Here is a 15,406-nt window from a genome sequence, read left to right as displayed (position 1 = left end):
CCCGGCCTAGGTGCTGACGATCTCCGTCGCCGGACCGACTTCGCGGGCGGCACCCTTGTGCAGCAGTGCCTGGACAATCCGGGCCACCGGCCGCATGGACTCGTCGACCTCCAGCTGCACCGGGTACTTGTAGGTCAGCAGCGCCAGCAGCGATTCCAGCGCCGCCTCCTGCTCTGACTGCTCCAGCTCGGGATCGTAGCCTAGGAACACATCGGCCGGCTCGTCCGTGCGGTTCTTCGTATAGCTCACGGCAAAGGCGGCGATCTTCCCGCCCTGCGCCTTGGGCGCATCCCGCAGCACGACGGCGCCGGCGGCACCGGTGGCGTCGTTGAGCAGCATCTGCTGCGCGCGCCCCAGCGTCATCTCGGACCGGTCCCAGCCGTGCACGGCGTTGTAGAACGCCACCACGGCCTGCGTCAGTTCCACCGAGCCGGTGGCCGCCTCGTCCAGCTGCGGACCGGAGTCGTCGTTGAACACGGGCAGGCTGATCCGGCCCGGCTCCACTACGACCACGCGGGAGCGCTGGATCCGGGAGAAACCGGCCGCCGCGGCAAACGCGGCGCCGGACGAGCCCGGCTCCACCTTCGCGCGCATGGCGGTGACGCCCGACGGCGCCATTTCGGCTTCACCCCGCAGCATGGCCAGCAGGGTGGAGCCGAGGCCGGCGCGCCGGTTCTCCCGGGCCACCTCCACGTACACCCACAGCCGGTCCGGATGCAGCGAGGTTTCGTAGACGACGCCGGCAGCCACCGGAATGCCGTCGTCCTCGGCCACGATGCACCGGCTCCACGGCTCGTCCGAGGACGGGCGGAGCACGGCACGGAACTGTCCGGCCTGCACGGTTTCCGGGTCGCCCCAGAGCTCGTTCAGGGCCAGGTCGTCATCTTCACGCCAGGGGCGGAACGTCAATGCCATTACGCGCCAATCAGCCTTTCCGCGAGGTAGCCCTCGACCTTGTCCAGGCTCACCCGCTCCTGCGCCATGGAGTCGCGCTCGCGCACGGTCACGGCCTGGTCTTCGAGGGTGTCGAAGTCCACGGTGATGCAGAACGGGGTGCCGATTTCGTCCTGGCGGCGGTAGCGGCGGCCAATGGCGCCGGCGTCGTCGAAGTCGATGTTCCAGCTGCGGCGCAGCTGCGCGGCGAGGTCCTTGGCCTTCGGCGAGAGGTCCTCGTTGCGGCTCAGCGGCAGGACGGCGGCCTTGACCGGGGCCAGGCGCGGATCCAGCTTCAGGACCGTGCGCTTGTCGACGCCGCCCTTGGCGTTGGGGGCCTCGTCCTCGGTGTAGGAATCCACCAGGAACGCCATGAAGGAACGGGTCAGGCCGGCGGCGGGCTCAATCACGTACGGCGTGAAGCGCTCGTTGGTGGCCTGGTTGAAGTAGCTCAGGTCGGTGCCGGAGTGCTTGGAGTGCGTGCCGAGGTCGAAGTCGGTGCGGTTGGCGACACCCTCCAGCTCGCCCCACTCGGAACCGGCGAAGCCGAAGCGGTATTCAACGTCGGTGGTGCCCTTGGAGTAGTGGCTCAGCTTTTCCTTCGGGTGTTCGAAGAGGCGCAGGTTTTCCGGATCGATGCCCAGGCCGGTGTACCAGTTGAACCGGTTTTCGATCCAGTACTTGTGCCATTCCTCGTCGGTGCCCGGCTCGACGAAGAACTCCATTTCCATCTGCTCGAACTCGCGGGTGCGGAAGATGAAGTTGCCCGGCGTGATTTCGTTGCGGAAGCTCTTGCCGATCTGGCCGATGCCGAACGGCGGCTTCTTGCGCGAGGTGGTCAGCACGTTGTTGAAGTTCACGAAGATGCCCTGAGCGGTTTCCGGGCGCAGGTAGTGCATGCCCTCTTCGTTGGCGACCGGACCCAGGAAGGTCTTGAGCAGGCCGGAGAATTCCTGCGGCTCGGTCCACTGGCCCTTGGTCCCGCAGTTGACGCAGGCAATGTCGGCCAGGCCGTTTTCCGGCGCGTGGCCCTTCTTCTCCTCGTAGGCCTCTTCGAGGTGGTCTGCGCGGTAGCGCTTGTGGCAGCTCAGGCACTCGACCAGCGGGTCGGAGAAGACCTCGACGTGGCCGGAGGCCTCCCAGACCTGGCGCGGCAGGATGACGGCGGAATCCAGCCCGACGACGTCGTCGCGGCCGCGGACCATGTGCTGCCACCACTGCTTCTTGATGTTTTCCTTGAGCTCGACGCCGAGGGGTCCGTAGTCCCAAGCGGAGCGGGACCCGCCGTAAATCTCACCCGACTGGAAGACGAACCCCCGGCGCTTGGCGAGGGAGATGATCGGATCCAGCTTGGATTTGGTCGAAGCCATGGAATGGTACCGCCGTTCTTTCGTGTTTACAGGGCCGCTGGGTGCGGTCCGCTCATGGTCCCGTCCGCGGTATGCACCGGCAGGTTGCACGGTGAGGGACTGCGGAGGGCAAAAGCTACAACTACCAGCTTAAGGCGAGCGCGGCGAAAGCCGGCTATCGGCGCACTTTGGGCCGGCTCCACGGCAGGGTGGCCAGCACCATGGCGGCCAGGGTCAGGGCGGTCCCGGCGATGGTGGCGGCGCCGACGCCGGATCCCGCCGCGGGCAGCACCGCGTCCAGCAGCAGCGAGCCGATCAGCTGCCCGCAGATCATGCCCAGGCCGGTCAGCAGCACCCCCAGATGGCGGACCAGCATGGCGCCCAGCCCGACATAGCAAACGCCCAGCGGGCCGCCCAGGTACAGATACCATTCCGTCGGCAGGGCACCGCCGAAACCCCACAGGGCCGACTTGACCAGCCAGCAGATCAGGAGGACCGCGGTGCCGACCACCAGGTTCACCAGAGTGGCGGTCAGCGAAGTGCCGTACTGAACGCTGGTGGTGCCGTTCATCGCCTGCTGGAAACTGATCAGCATTCCTGCGGTCAGGGGCAGCAGGACCGGGAGCAGCAGGTCAGCCGGCGATCCGCCGTCGAGCTTCGGGCTCAGCGCCCAGGCGACGGCGGCGATGGTCAGGACCGCGCCCGCCGCGCGCGCCGCAGTCACCGGTTTGCGCCCGGCCGGGCCCATGCCGATCCGGTCCACCAGCAGCCCGGTCAGGGTCTGCCCCGCCACGGTGGCGACGGTGAAGACAGCAACGCCCAGCAGGCCCACCGTCAGGGACTGGGTGAGGACGAAGTAGCCGCCAATGCCGCCGGCGAGGACATACCAGCGGGGAAAACGGCGCTCGCGCAGGGCCGGAAGGAACTGGCGGGCACCGGCCCGGCCGGAGGGCAGCAGGACGGTCACCAGCCCGATACAGACCAGCCCGACGGCGATGCTGGCCAGGGCGGCCCCCAGGCTGTCATTCATCCGGGCGCCGAGCGCGCCGTTGGCGCGGGCCTGCACGGGCACGGCCAGACCAGCCAGCAGGGCCAGCAGCAGGCCGGCGGCCGGGGGCAGACGGGAGGCTCCGGCCATCCGGGGCAGCGTTGCGGCAGTCACGCCATCAGCCTAGGGGTGAGCCGCACCGAAGCCGCATTGTTGCGGGCCGCCCGGGCGCAGCGGCGGCCGCAGCGGCGGGCGCCTCAGCGGCGGCGCAGGACGCCCGGCATGTTCCAGGGCAGGGTGGCGATCACGATCGCGGCCAGTGTCAGCAGGGTGCCCAGGACGGTGGCCGCCACCACCACACTGCCGGGCGCGGGCAGGAAAATATCGAGCAGGAGTGACCCGACCAGCTGGCCGCCGATCATGCCCAGGCTGGTCAGCAGCACACCCAGGCTGCGCACAAGCAGGGCACTCAGCCCGATGAACACGCAGCCCAGCGGTCCGCCCAGATACAGGTACCACTCCCCCGGCAGCGGCTCACCGAAACCGGACACTGCCACCTTGGCCAGCCAGAACAGCAGCAGGACCGCGGAACCGGCGATGAAGTTGACCAGGGTGGCGGTGATGGGCGTGCCGTAGTGCATGCCGGTGGTGCCGTTCATCGCCTGCTGGAAGCTCATCAGCATGCCGGCCGTCAGCGGCAGCAGCACCGGGAGCAGCAGCTCCGAGGCCGCCGAGGCTCCGCTGAGTTTGGGGCTCACCGCCCAGGCGACGGCGGCTATGGTCAGCACCGCGCCGACCACGCGCATCACCGTCAGCGCCTTCTTTCCGGCCGGGCCGATGCCCAGGCGGTCCACCACCAGCCCGGTCATGGTCTGGCCGGCGACGGCGGCCACCGTGAAGACGGCAACCCCCAGCACGGCGACGGTCAGGGTCTGGGAGAGCACAAAGTAGCCGCCGATGGCACCGGCCAGCACGTAGTAGCGCGGAAAACGCCGCTCCCGCAGGGCCGGGAGCAGCTGGGCGGCGCCGGCGCGTCCGCGCGGCAGCACCGCGGAAATGATGATCATGACCACCAGCCCCACGGTGAAGCTGACCAGGGCGGCGGCCAGCCCGTCGTTGAGTTCCTCGCGCAGGGCACCGTTCACCCGGGCCTGGGCAGGAATGGCCGTCCCGGCCAGGACAGCGAGGGGAAGACCGATCAGGGGATTGATTCGCACAGCATTTGGCACGCACCAACCCTACGGCAGGACCAAGCCGCTGCCGGAATCGGCGACGGACATTGTCGGGCAGAATGGAGGTATGAGTTCTATTGACCCCCAAGACCTTCCCATCCGCGACGACATGATCCGCCTGGGGCAGCTGCTCAAGCTGGCCAGCCTGGCCGAAGACGGCATCCAGGCCAAGCAATTCATCGAAGACGGCCTGGTGAAAGTCAACGACGCGATCGAGGAACGCCGCGGCCGCCAGCTGCACCCCGGCGACATCGTCTCGGTCAACGGTGAAGCGATCCGCATCGTTAAAGAGGGCTGATTACCGCCGTCTGACGCTCGCAGCGGGTTGAGGCTCGGGCCGGCGGAAGCCTCAGCCCTTGAGCACCAGATGGGTGAGGAACTCCTTCACATGCCCGAGTTCCTGCATGTTGATCCCGTGCCCCATGTTCGAGTACAGAATCTTGGTCAGCGCGGTGTGCTCGTTGAGCCAGGCGTGGGTGAACTCGATGCGCGGCGCATCGATCACAGGATCGGCCTGGTCCCGGCCCCAGAAGAACGGCACGCCGCCGGCGGCGAGGTCGTCGTCGGAGAAGAACGGATTGCCCTCCGACGGCACCACGAACCCGGAAAGCCCGACGACGGCGGCAAAGTCGGCGGGGCGGTGCCGCAGCAGCGTGGACGCCACGGCCATGCCCATCGAGAAGCCCAGCAGCGAGACGCTGCTGTGCCCGCCCCGGACACTGTCCAGCCAGTCGGAGACATCGCGCACGGCATCCACCACGCGCTGCACGGAGAAATCACCGTCGCTCATGAGCGGGAACCAGGTGTAACCCGGGCCCTGGGCCTGCGGTGCACGGACCGAGACGATCGTGAACTCGGTGGGCAGATAGTCCGCCAACCCCATCAGGTCTTCCTCGTTGGCGAGGTAGCCGTGGAAGAGGACGAGCAGCGGCGTTCCCGCACGCTCGGCTTCCGGCTTGGACCAAAGGACAGTGGGATTCCAGGGAGCTGTTGTAGGCATGACATTCATTTTGGCACGGCCGCTTCCGGAACCTACGGTCGCGTAGCCGGGGCCCCGCTTGGCAGGATGGAGCCGTGACTTCTCCATCGCATCCTCAGGACAGCTTCCTTCCCTCGTCGACGGCAGCCGCCGCGGCCGCCACTGCAGCAGCGGCAACCGCCCCGGTGAACGATCCCGGAACTGATCCGCTGAGCGTAGCCGAAGCTGATTCGCCGCACCCGTGGCACCGGTTTGTTGCCCTCGGAGATTCCTTCACCGAAGGGATTGGCGACCCGAATCCGGACAGCCCCGGCGGACACCGCGGCTGGGCTGACAGGGTGGCCGAGGAGCTGGCCCGGGACCGGAACGACTTCGCCTACGCCAACCTCGCCATCCGCGGACGGCTGCTGAACAAGATCATTGAAGAACAGCTGCAACCGGCCCTGGACCTGCGGCCGGACCTGGTGACCATCTGCGCCGGCGGCAACGACGTGATCCGCCCCGGCGGTGATCCGGACAAGCTCGCCGAAAAAATGGACGCGGCAATCGCCCGGCTGACCGGCAGCGGGGCCACGGTGGTCCTCTTCACCGGCCCGGACCTGGGCACCACCCCGGTGCTCGGCAGCGTCCGGGGACGGGTGGCCGTCTACAACGAAAACCTCCGGACCATCGCCGCCCGCCGCGACGTCGTAATCGCCGACATGTGGGCGCTGCGTGAGCTGAGCAACCGGGAAATGTGGGCTCCGGACCGGCTGCACTTTTCACCGCTGGGCCATCACACCATTGCGATGATGGTGCTGGACACGCTCGCCGTCGCGCACACCCTGGAGCCCTCGGAACCGAAACCGCTGCAGGCCAAGAACTGGCGGACGGCCCGCACCGAGGATCTTTCTTGGGCCCGCGAATACTTCATGCCGTGGGTGGTGCGCCGGGTCCGCCACCGGTCCTCCGGCGACGGAATTGCCGCCAAGCGTCCCGACGCTGGACCGATGTTCGACGGGCAGGGCATGCCGCCCGGCTCGGCTGACTGACCGGCCTCGGGTTGCTGACGGGCTCAACGCTCAGGCCCGGGCACCGTTTTCGGCCAGCCGGATGAGGGCGGCGAGATGGTCGGCCCAGTCCTCCGTGTGGATGCGGGCCACCTCCTCGCCGGCTGTCAGAATGCCGAGGCCGCTTTCGGTGATCACGACATCGGTGTAGTCCGTTTCCCCGTCCGGCCCGGGTACGGCATCGAGCAGGAAGCTCACGACGGTGTGGGCGTTCCAGCCGGGTTTGGTCCAGCGGAAGGACAGAAGCCGATCCCGGGCCACGGCCAGCACAGTTCCCGTCGCCCGCTGCTCGGCCCCGGGGACGCCGCCCCCGACGCCGGCCCCGAAGCCGCCGCCGCCGTCGTCGTCATCGCCGCCGCCACCACCGCCGTCGTACCCGGCGCCGTGCGGGTGCTCCGCCGGACGCTCGGTGAGCGGGGCTCCGGGGCTGGCGGTGAAGTCCATTTCCGGCCACCACACGGCCCGGTTGTCCACCAGCGCGTGCCAGAGGTCCGCCGGGGCACACTGGGCCTGGGCCGACACCCGGATCGAATCACCCATGACGTTGCTCTTCCATGACACCCTGTTCTGCCATGGCCGGCCCGGCTTGGCAAGAGCAGTGCGCCCCGCGGGATCAGGCCGGCCCGAAGAACCGCTGGCGCAGCGGCACTCCAAGCTGCTCGACGTCGGTCAGGAACCCGTCGTGGCCGATGGGAGCGGAAATCATGTGCACCGTTGTGTCTCCGGGCAAGGCCGCGGCCAGAACCTCGGATTGCTGCGGAAAGTAGAGCCGGTCCGAGTCCACGGCGGCAATGAAGAACTCGGCGGTGACGCCGGCCAGGGCCTGCTCCAGCGGTCCGCGGCCGCGGGCGACGTCGTGGCTCATCAGTGCTTCGGTCAGCACCAGGTAGCTGTTGGCGTCGAACCGGTCCACGAGCTTCCGGGCCTGATGGTCCAGATAGCTCTCCACGGCATAGCGTCCCCGGCCCGCCGACAGGGCAGATCCCAACGGATCCTCCTGCGGCTGCGGTTCGTGCCCGAAACGGTATTCCAGTTCCGGCTCCGAGCGGTAGGTGATGTGCGCGATGCGCCGGGCCAGGCCCAGCCCGGCCGCCGGCGTCCTGCCGTTGTAGTAATCACCGCCGTTGAAATGCGGATCCAGCCGGATGGCTTCAAGCTGCGCCTGGCCAAAGGCAATCTGTTCCGCGGAGCTGGCCGCCGTGCACGCGATCACGGCGCAGCGCCGCACCCGGGCGGGTTCGGTGACGGCCCACTCCAGGGCCCGCGCCCCGCCGAGCGAGCCGCCCAGCACCGTGTGCCAGCTCCGGATGCCGAGCAGGTCCGCCAGCCGCGCCTCGGCGCGGACCGAGTCGCGGACCGTGACAAACGGAAAGCGCGAGCCCCAGGGCAGGCCCTGCGGATCAGCCGAGGACGGCCCGGTGGATCCGTAGCAGCCGCCGAGCATGTTGATCGAGACGACGAAAAACCGGTTGGTGTCGACGGTTTTTCCGGGACCCACCAGGGTGTCCCACCAGCCGTCCTCCGCGGAATCCCCCCGCGCCACGTGGGTGCTGCCGGTAAGGGCGTGGCAGATCAGGACGGCATTGGAGGCGTCGTCGTTCAGCTGCCCCCACGTCTCATAGGCGAGGGAAACCTGGGGCAGGCGCCCGCCGGTTTCCAGCTCCAGGCTGCCGATCTTGGCGTGGAGCAGCACCCCGTCCGGGGCCGGGGCGGGGTGCTGCGGCGCCGTCGGAACGCTCAACGGCGCAGCCGAATCGGACGCGGCGGAACCGGAAAGGACGGTGTTCCGGGGTGAAGGCACTGCCACGCTAACCGCTACGCTCCCTTGGCGGCGCGGAAGCCGGCGTCGAGGTCGGCGATGATGTCATCAACGTGCTCAATCCCCACCGACAGCCGGACCAGTCCGGGGCTGACACCGGCAGCGAGCTGCGCCTCGGCCCCGAGCTGGCTGTGCGTGGTCGACGCCGGATGGATCACCAACGAGCGCACGTCGCCCACGTTGGCCACATGGGAGTGCAGCTCGAGGGCATCCACGAAGCGCTTCCCTGCCTCAATGCCGCCGGTGATGTCGAAGGAAACAATGGCACCGGTGCCGCGCGGCCCGTACTTGCGCCCGCGTTCGTACCAGGGGCTGGATTCCAGGCCGGCGTACGCGACGGAGATGACGTCGTCGTGCGCTTCCAGCCAGTTCGCGACGGCCACGGCGTTGGCGACGTGACGCTCCATCCGCAGGCTCAGCGTCTCCAGGCCCTGGGCAATCAGGAACGCGTTGAACGGGGAGACGGCCGGCCCGAGGTCGCGGAGCAGCTGCACCCGGGCCTTGAGGATGTAGGCGAGGTTGGCGCCCAGAAGGCCGTTGGCGCCGAGGTCGCGGGCGTAGACCAGCCCGTTGTAGCTCTCATCCGGGGTGTTGAAGCCGGGGAATTTCTCCGGATCGGCGCCGAAGTCGAAGTTGCCCGAATCCACGATGACGCCGGCGATCGAGTTGCCGTGCCCGCCCAGGTACTTCGTGGCCGAGTGCACCACGATATCCGCGCCCCATTCGATGGGCCGGATCAGGTACGGGGTGGAGAGCGTATTATCCACGATCAGCGGCACTCCGGCCTCGTGCGCGACGGCGCTGATGCCTTCGAGGTCCAGCACGTCCTGGCGCGGGTTGGAGACCACTTCCCCGAAGAAGGCCTTGGTGTTGGGCTGCACGGCGGCGCGCCACTGCTCCAGGTTGTCCGGATCCGCCACGAACGTCACGGCGATGCCGAACTTTTTCAGGGTGTGCTTGAACAGGTTGTAGGTGCCGCCGTACAGGCTGGGGCTGGCGACGATGTGGTCTCCGGCCTCGGCCAGGTTGAGGATCGCGACGGTCTCCGCGGCCTGCCCGGACGCGAGCAGCAGCGCCCCGAGCCCACCCTCCAGGGACGCGAGGCGCTTTTCCACCGCTTCCTGGGTGGGGTTGCCGATGCGGGTGTAGATCGGCTCCAGCTCGGCCAGCGCAAACCGGTTGGCCGCAGCCTCGGCGCTGGGAAAGACGAACGAGGTGGTTTGGTAGATGGGCAGCGCGCGGGCGCCGGTGACGGCGTCGGGCTCCTGTCCCACATGGATCTGACGGGTTTCGAATGACCAGTTTCCTGACATGGCGTGCTCCCTATACCAGGGGCCGCACCGAGACTTCCGGCCCCGAAGGTAGCCGGCAGCCACGTGTGACCCGCGCTTGCCGTACGTCCTCTGACGTACAGCCAGGTCTTCACCCGGGGCACCCCACCGCGGTTGGAGGGTTGCCGGCCAGCAAGCCGGGGCTATCTGCTGGCACTCATGACCTATTCCCCCAATGAAAACGGATAACCCCGAAGCCCGCAACCTCTGTGACGGATCATTTCCCCGCGGGTTCGGGTGGCCGCGCCGGATGCCGGAAAGGATCAAGAATTAGGGCATCCGCAGCACTCCGGTGGTCCGGCACCGGGCGCAGGATGAGGCCGCCGGCGGAACATCTGCAGCTCAAACCTGCCATTTGACGACTTAGGCCAGCCTTGGTCGTGAGGTCAGTCACAACGTGCCATTATGGGCCGCATGCGCTTGGACCATGTTTCTTATGCCTGTGAATCCGACGGTCTTTTGGCCACTACCGAGAGGATTGCTTCCGCTCTGGGAGCGGACTTCGTCAAGGGCGGTGTGCATCCTCGCTTCGGCACCCGCAACATGATTCTTCCCCTGGCCAACCACCAATATGTCGAGGTGGTCGAGGCCCTGAACCATCCGGCGTCGGACAAGGCGCCCTTCGGCCAGGCCGTCCGCCAGCGCTCCGAATGCGGCGGCGGCTGGATGGGCTGGTGCGTAGCCGTGGACGACCTTTCACCCTTTGAAGCGCGTCTGGGCCGCGAGTCGGTGCCCGGAAACCGAAAGTTTCCCGACGGCCAGGAACTGACCTGGCAGCAGATCGGCATCAACGGCCTGATCGCCGACCCCCAGGTGCCGTACATGCTGCGCTGGGACGACGGCACCGAGCCGCTGCACCCTTCGGCCGCCCTGCCCGGCATGCCGGGCTCCGTGAAGCTGGACTCGCTGACCATCGCCGGGTCGGCCGAGCGCGTGACCCAGTGGCTGGGCACCCCGGTCGAGGAACCGCTGGAAAATGTGGGCGTGACCTGGATTTCTCCCAAGGGAACCCCCGGCATCATGTCCGTCAGCTTCAACACGGCCAATGGTTCAGTCGAGATCTAGGTTCCCCGGATCCCTCCGCTGCGCAATGGCGGGATTCTCCCTAACCGGAGGGTTTTCCACAACGGGGAGTCCTGCCCTCGCGGGCCGTCCGCCGCCCGTCCAGCCTTGAGGCATGGACCCTGCACTCATATTCTCAGCCGATGCCGCAGCCCACGGTACGGACCGGCGTTCCCTGGCGCTGAGCTGCCGATCGGGCAAACTTGTCCGACTCCGGCCCGGTGTCTACATTCAGGCGGACGACTGGCTGAATCTGCCTCCTTGGGAGCGGGAGCGGGCACGTATCCGGGCCGCCGTGGAACAGGTACCGGGGCAGCGCATCCTTATCCAACAATCCGCGGCAGTTATTTGGGGATTGCCCGTGATTGGGAAATCGCCCGAAGTACTGTTGCTGGCCGTTCATCCCACGCATGGCAGGCGCCGCGGGGATCTCCGCTGGGCTGAGCGCCGGCTGCTGGAACCTGTCACCACGTGGGACGGGGTCCCCCTGACGTCCCGAGCACACACCGTCCTGGACATGGCTGCCTATCTGAACTTTGAACGTGCAGTCCCGGCCATGGACCATGTGCTGCGGCCGGATCCCGTTCGCAGTCTTCCCGGTCTGAGGCAAGAGCACCTTCGGGAGTTGGCGGAGCAGCTGCCTGGCCGCACCAAACGGCTCCGGGCTCAGCGGGTTATCGACTTCGCGCAGGTGCTCTCCGAGTCAGCCGGTGAGTCCTATTCGCGGGCTGTGCTGCATCTGCATGGTTTCCCGGAGCCTGAGCTCCAGCACGGATTCGACACCTCGTCAGGCCGATTCCGTACCGACTTCTACTGGCCCGAGCACAGGCTCGCCGGGGAGTTCGACGGAGCAGTGAAATACGGACGCGGCAAAGAGAGCCGTGCACCGGCGTGGGACACGCTCGTCCGGGAGAAACGCCGGGAAGACGCTATTCGGGCCACCGGCGTGGGATTTGTCCGCTGGTCTTGGAATGACATCACCCGGCCACCCCAACACCCAGAGGGTTTGGTGCAGCGTCTGGTCCGGGCTGGACTGCCCCAATCCCGCCACCGCTGATTCCCTCCGCTTTGTGGGCATTCCCTCCGCTGCGCAGCGGAGGGAACGCCACAGGCCGGAGGGTTTCGCCCGAGGCCCGGATCTCCCGCCCGCCGATCCGGCCGGCTAGCCCCGACCGGCCCCAGCAGCCCCAGCCGCCCTGATCAGCCGGGCGTTGAGCCCGCGGACCGTTCCGGCGTCGATCTTCACCACGCGCCGGTCATATGTGAGCAACCCGTTCACCTCGTCCTCCACATCGGTGAGCTGGGTGTACACGGTGGCGGCCAGGCCCTCTTCCACCGCAGGTTCGATCTGCTTCCGGTGCAGCTTTGCGTACGCCTTCCGCAGGGCGTCCCGGGTCTTGAACCGCCGGTAGCCGAACTCCTTGTCATTGAAGGTGTGGCCCGGCACGCGCAGGCTGTAGCCGCCGTATTCGGAGAGCACGACGGCGCGTCCGTCCCGCAGCCAGCCCTTCCGCAGCCGGAACGGCACAAAGTACACGTGAATGCTCTTGAGGTCTCCCCCGCCCTGGTCATGCCAGCCGCTGGCATGGTCGATGCTCCGTGTGGGATCCAGCCCGCGCAGCAGCTGCGTGGCGGCGTTGGCGTCGAACTGGCCCCAGCCTTCGTTGAACGGCACCCAGACCGCTATTGAGGTGCAGTTGCGCAGCAGGTCAACCGTCCCGCGCAGCTCGGCACGGAACTCCGCCCGGCCCTGCTCATCCGCACGCCCGAAGGCTGCGTAATCGCCGTCGTCGCGGTGCGGCATCCCTACTGCAGGGGCGGTCACGACGGCGTGCCGGTACGAGCGGCCGCCGTTGACCAGGTCCTGCCAGACCAGCATGCCGAGCCGGTCGCAGTGGTAGTACCAGCGCAGGGGTTCGATCTTGATGTGCTTGCGCAGCATCGTGAAGCCAAGATCCTTGGCGGCTTCAATGTCGTAGGCCAGTGCCTCGTCGGACGGCGCCGTGTACAGCCCGTCCGGCCAGTACCCCTGGTCCAGCAGCCCGGCGTGGAAGTACGGGCGCCCGTTGAGCAGCAGCCGGGTGTGCCCGGCAGCATCCGGCCCCGTGCCGAAGGTCCGCAGCCCGGTGTAGCTGCGCACGCTGTCGATCTCCGCGCCGCCATCCCCGGCGAGCAGCCGCACCGACACGTCATAGAGAAAGGGATCCTCCGGCGTCCACAGGTGCGGATCCGGCACCGGAATCCGCACCGGCTTTCCGGGCACGACGACGGCGTCCGCCACAGTGCGCCCGCCGGACGACACGGTGATCGCCGCCCGCAGGTCGCCGTGACCGCTGGACGAGGCGCCGGCTGAGGCGCTGGCTGAGGCGGCGGACGAGGCGCCGGCCGAGGCGCTGGCTGAGGCGCCGGTCCCGGCCGAGCCGGTCCCGCCGCCGTCGAGCAGCACGGTGACCGAGACGGATTCCAGGTCCGGCACCAGGACCAGCTGTGAAATGCTCGTGCGCGGCACCGATTCCAGCCACACTGTCTGCCAGATCCCGGACTGCGCGGTGTACCAAATGCCGCCCCGGTCCAGGGTCTGTTTGCCCCGGCTGGCGTAACCGGTGTCGCTGATGTCCCGGACCCGGACCACGAGCTCGTGTGCGGAATCCCCGGAATCCCCGGAATGTCCGGTATCGCCGGTCCCGCCGGAATCAACGTTTCCGCCGGAATCCATCGACCCGTCGGCGTCCCCGCTGCCGGCGGCCAGCGCATCAGTGATGTCCAGGGAAAAGGGAAGGTAGCCGCCGTCGTGCCCTCCCACGTCGATCCCGTTGACGGTGACGGTGCAGCTCTGGTCCATGGCCCCGAAATGCAGCAGCACGCGCTCCCCCGCGAAGCCGGCGGGCAGCCGGAGCGTCCGCCGGTACCAAAGGAACTGCTGGGGCTGAAGCTGGCGGTTCACGCCGGAGAGCGGCGCCTCGGGCGAGAACGGAACCAGGATCTCCCCGTCCCATTCGCCGTCAGCCGGCGGCTGTTCGCGGCGTGCCGAGGTGATGGCGTATTGCCAGTAGCCGTTGAGGTTCAGGTAGCTGTCCCGGACCAGCTGGGGACGGGGATAGTCCTGCAGCACGGAGTCCGGATCGAGGTCCGCTCCCCAGCGGGTTGTCAGAGTCACGAAGCGGTTTCTTCCTGCTGGCTGGTGGATGCGCCCACGTCGTCCGGTTCCGGTGCAGCGCGGTATTCCTCGGCCAAGAGTCCCATCAGGATCTGGTCCTGGAAGCTGCCGCGGTGGAAGACGGCGGCGCGGCGGCGGCCTTCGACGGTGAACCCGAGGGAGGAGTACAGCCGGATTGCCCTGTCGTTGTAAGACCATGTCTGCAGTTCCACCTTATGGGCGCCCAGTTCATCGAAGGCCAGGCGGAGAGCCAGCTGCAACGCTTCCCGGCCGATGCCCCGGCCCTGGAAATCCGGGCCGATGATGATGGCCATGGTGGCGATGCGTTCCGGTACCGACAATCCCCACGCGCTGACGTGCCCGGCCAGTGAGCCGTCCGCATCAATGATGCTGTAGCCGAATCCCGATGCCGCGTCGTTCTTGCTCCAGGCGGCGAACATTGACGCGAGGGCCTCCGGTGGACGCAGAGTTATCCGCTCCTGCTGCAGCACCGATTGGAACGGGTTGTTCCACCAGGAACACAGTTCCGGAAGGTCGGCGTCCTGCAGTTCGCGGAAACGGATGTGCCGGCCCGAAAACAGGGTGCCCGACCACAACTGCAGGGCGTGGAAGTCAGTTGTCTGCGCCGATTCGCTCATCCGGAGATCCTAGCGCGGCGGGCGGCCCGGGCCCCGGCGGCACAGGGGGTCAGTCGCCGATGCCGATCGCCGAACCGAACAGGGCAAACCCGACAAAGCCGGCGATGTCCACCAGCGCGTGCGCGATCACCAGCGGCATCACCCGTTTCGTTTTGGTGTAGGCGTAGCCAAAGAGCAGTCCCATCAGGAAGTTCCCGATCCCGGGCCCGATCCCCTGGTACAGGTGGTAGCTGGCGCGGATCAGGGCGCTGGTGAGGATGATCGCCGGGGTGCCCCAGCCCAGCTGCCGCAGCCGGATAAAGAGGTAGCCCACCACAATGACCTCCTCCAGCACCGCATGCCGCAGGGCAGAGAGGATCAGCACCGGCAGGGTCCACCAGTAGGTGTCCAGCGCGGCCGGCACCAGCGCCGTGGTGATGCCCAGCGCCCGGCCCGCGGCGTACACGCCCAGGGTTCCGGCGCCGATGACGGCGGCCAGCCCGAAACCCAGCCCGAAGTCGCGCACCGGCTTGGCGAAGGTGAAGCCCAGGCGCCGGAACGCGCTCTTGCCCGGTGCGGTCAGCAGGAACAGCACCAGGGCCACCGGCAGCAGCGAGAAGAAGATCCCCAGCAGCTGATAGGTCAGATCGAACCAGGGGCTCTCGTCCAGCACCGGATTCAGCGTGGTGGTCTGCCCCTCCAGCGGGCCCTTCGAGGCCTTCTCCAGGAGTTCGACGACGGCGTACACCCCGGATCTGCCCAGCGACAGTCCCAGCACAATGAGGATTTCGAAGACGAGCATCTTCCGAGCCCGCGGATCCAGGGCTTCGGCGGGGGCGGAGGGGAAGGCGGCGCGCATGCCTCTCATTGTGCCGGATGCCGCCGGCTGT

General features: G+C 67.8%; 15 protein-coding genes and 1 riboswitch. Of the genes, 4 read left to right on the top strand and 11 right to left on the bottom strand.

Going from position 1 to position 15,406, the window contains the following annotated elements:
- Positions 1–6: 6 nt before the first annotated feature.
- From QNO00_RS08380 to QNO00_RS08365, 4 genes are all read right to left on the bottom strand, one after another.
- Positions 7–915 carry a GNAT family N-acetyltransferase gene (locus QNO00_RS08380; RefSeq protein WP_284024237.1) on the bottom strand — a complete coding sequence of 303 codons (909 nt, stop codon included), beginning with the start codon at positions 913–915 and terminating at the stop codon, positions 7–9.
- On the bottom strand, positions 915–2,303 hold the full coding sequence (locus QNO00_RS08375) for a glycine--tRNA ligase (RefSeq protein ID WP_229967420.1): 1,389 nt from the start codon (positions 2,301–2,303) through the stop codon (positions 915–917). The genes QNO00_RS08380 and QNO00_RS08375 overlap by 1 nt, the downstream gene beginning before the upstream one ends.
- Positions 2,304–2,457: 154 nt before the next feature.
- Positions 2,458–3,420, bottom strand: a complete 963-nt coding sequence (locus QNO00_RS08370; RefSeq protein WP_284024332.1) for a DMT family transporter — start codon at positions 3,418–3,420, stop codon at positions 2,458–2,460.
- A gap of 107 nt (positions 3,421–3,527) precedes the next feature.
- The gene (locus QNO00_RS08365; protein WP_229967417.1) at positions 3,528–4,499 is read right to left on the bottom strand and encodes a DMT family transporter; all 972 of its coding nucleotides are present in this window, start codon (positions 4,497–4,499) and stop codon (positions 3,528–3,530) included.
- Between the two features lie 70 nt (positions 4,500–4,569).
- On the opposite strand from QNO00_RS08365, the gene QNO00_RS08360 reads away from it, so the two are divergent.
- Positions 4,570–4,800, top strand: a complete 231-nt coding sequence (locus QNO00_RS08360; RefSeq protein WP_229967416.1) for an RNA-binding S4 domain-containing protein — start codon at positions 4,570–4,572, stop codon at positions 4,798–4,800.
- Positions 4,801–4,851: 51 nt separating this feature from the next.
- On the opposite strand, the gene QNO00_RS08355 is transcribed toward QNO00_RS08360, so the two are convergent.
- Positions 4,852–5,502 (bottom strand): alpha/beta hydrolase, encoded by a 651-nt coding sequence (locus tag QNO00_RS08355; RefSeq protein WP_284024236.1) that lies wholly within the window; start codon positions 5,500–5,502, stop codon positions 4,852–4,854.
- 164 nt (positions 5,503–5,666) lie between these two features.
- Here QNO00_RS08355 and QNO00_RS08350 point away from each other — a divergent pair, with 164 nt between their 5' ends.
- Positions 5,667–6,512 carry an SGNH/GDSL hydrolase family protein gene (locus QNO00_RS08350; protein ID WP_284024331.1) on the top strand — a complete coding sequence of 282 codons (846 nt, stop codon included), beginning with the start codon at positions 5,667–5,669 and terminating at the stop codon, positions 6,510–6,512.
- A gap of 30 nt (positions 6,513–6,542) precedes the next feature.
- On the opposite strand, the gene QNO00_RS08345 is transcribed toward QNO00_RS08350, so the two are convergent.
- The 3 genes from QNO00_RS08345 to QNO00_RS08335 all read right to left on the bottom strand — a co-directional run bounded on the left by QNO00_RS08345 (position 6,543) and on the right by QNO00_RS08335 (position 9,662).
- A complete protein-coding gene (locus QNO00_RS08345; protein ID WP_284024235.1) occupies positions 6,543–7,070 on the bottom strand; it encodes an SRPBCC family protein in 528 nt (175 codons plus the stop codon).
- Positions 7,071–7,143: 73 nt separating this feature from the next.
- Positions 7,144–8,271 carry a homoserine O-acetyltransferase MetX gene (gene metX / locus QNO00_RS08340; RefSeq protein ID WP_502863278.1) on the bottom strand — a complete coding sequence of 376 codons (1,128 nt, stop codon included), beginning with the start codon at positions 8,269–8,271 and terminating at the stop codon, positions 7,144–7,146.
- Between the two features lie 74 nt (positions 8,272–8,345).
- The gene (locus QNO00_RS08335) at positions 8,346–9,662 is read right to left on the bottom strand and encodes a bifunctional o-acetylhomoserine/o-acetylserine sulfhydrylase (RefSeq protein ID WP_284024233.1); all 1,317 of its coding nucleotides are present in this window, start codon (positions 9,660–9,662) and stop codon (positions 8,346–8,348) included.
- A 67-nt stretch (positions 9,663–9,729) separates the two neighbouring features.
- Positions 9,730–9,845: riboswitch (SAM riboswitch) on the bottom strand.
- Positions 9,846–10,094: 249 nt separating this feature from the next.
- Between QNO00_RS08335 and QNO00_RS08330 the strand changes: the two genes are divergently transcribed.
- Entirely contained in the window at positions 10,095–10,745 is a 651-nt protein-coding gene (locus QNO00_RS08330; RefSeq protein WP_284024329.1) for a VOC family protein, read from the top strand.
- A gap of 358 nt (positions 10,746–11,103) precedes the next feature.
- The gene (locus QNO00_RS08325) at positions 11,104–11,799 is read left to right on the top strand and encodes a putative endonuclease domain-containing protein (protein ID WP_284024232.1); all 696 of its coding nucleotides are present in this window, start codon (positions 11,104–11,106) and stop codon (positions 11,797–11,799) included.
- Positions 11,800–11,904: 105 nt separating this feature from the next.
- Here the strand turns inward: QNO00_RS08325 and QNO00_RS08320 are convergent, their stop codons facing one another.
- From QNO00_RS08320 to QNO00_RS08310, 3 genes are read right to left on the bottom strand one after another with little or no spacing between them, the layout of a single operon-like run.
- A complete protein-coding gene (locus tag QNO00_RS08320; RefSeq protein WP_284024231.1) occupies positions 11,905–13,899 on the bottom strand; it encodes a glycoside hydrolase family 2 protein in 1,995 nt (664 codons plus the stop codon).
- The gene (locus tag QNO00_RS08315) at positions 13,896–14,537 is read right to left on the bottom strand and encodes a GNAT family N-acetyltransferase (protein ID WP_284024230.1); all 642 of its coding nucleotides are present in this window, start codon (positions 14,535–14,537) and stop codon (positions 13,896–13,898) included. The genes QNO00_RS08320 and QNO00_RS08315 overlap by 4 nt, the downstream gene beginning before the upstream one ends.
- A gap of 49 nt (positions 14,538–14,586) precedes the next feature.
- Entirely contained in the window at positions 14,587–15,375 is a 789-nt protein-coding gene (locus QNO00_RS08310; RefSeq protein ID WP_284024229.1) for a CPBP family intramembrane glutamic endopeptidase, read from the bottom strand.
- Positions 15,376–15,406: the final 31 nt, after the last annotated feature.

Origin of the sequence: Arthrobacter sp. zg-Y1219, assembly GCF_030125545.1 — a bacterium.
GTDB lineage: Bacteria > Actinomycetota > Actinomycetes > Actinomycetales > Micrococcaceae > Arthrobacter_B.
Note: the sequence above shows the minus strand (reverse complement) of the source record. Positions and strands in the feature narration are given on the sequence as shown.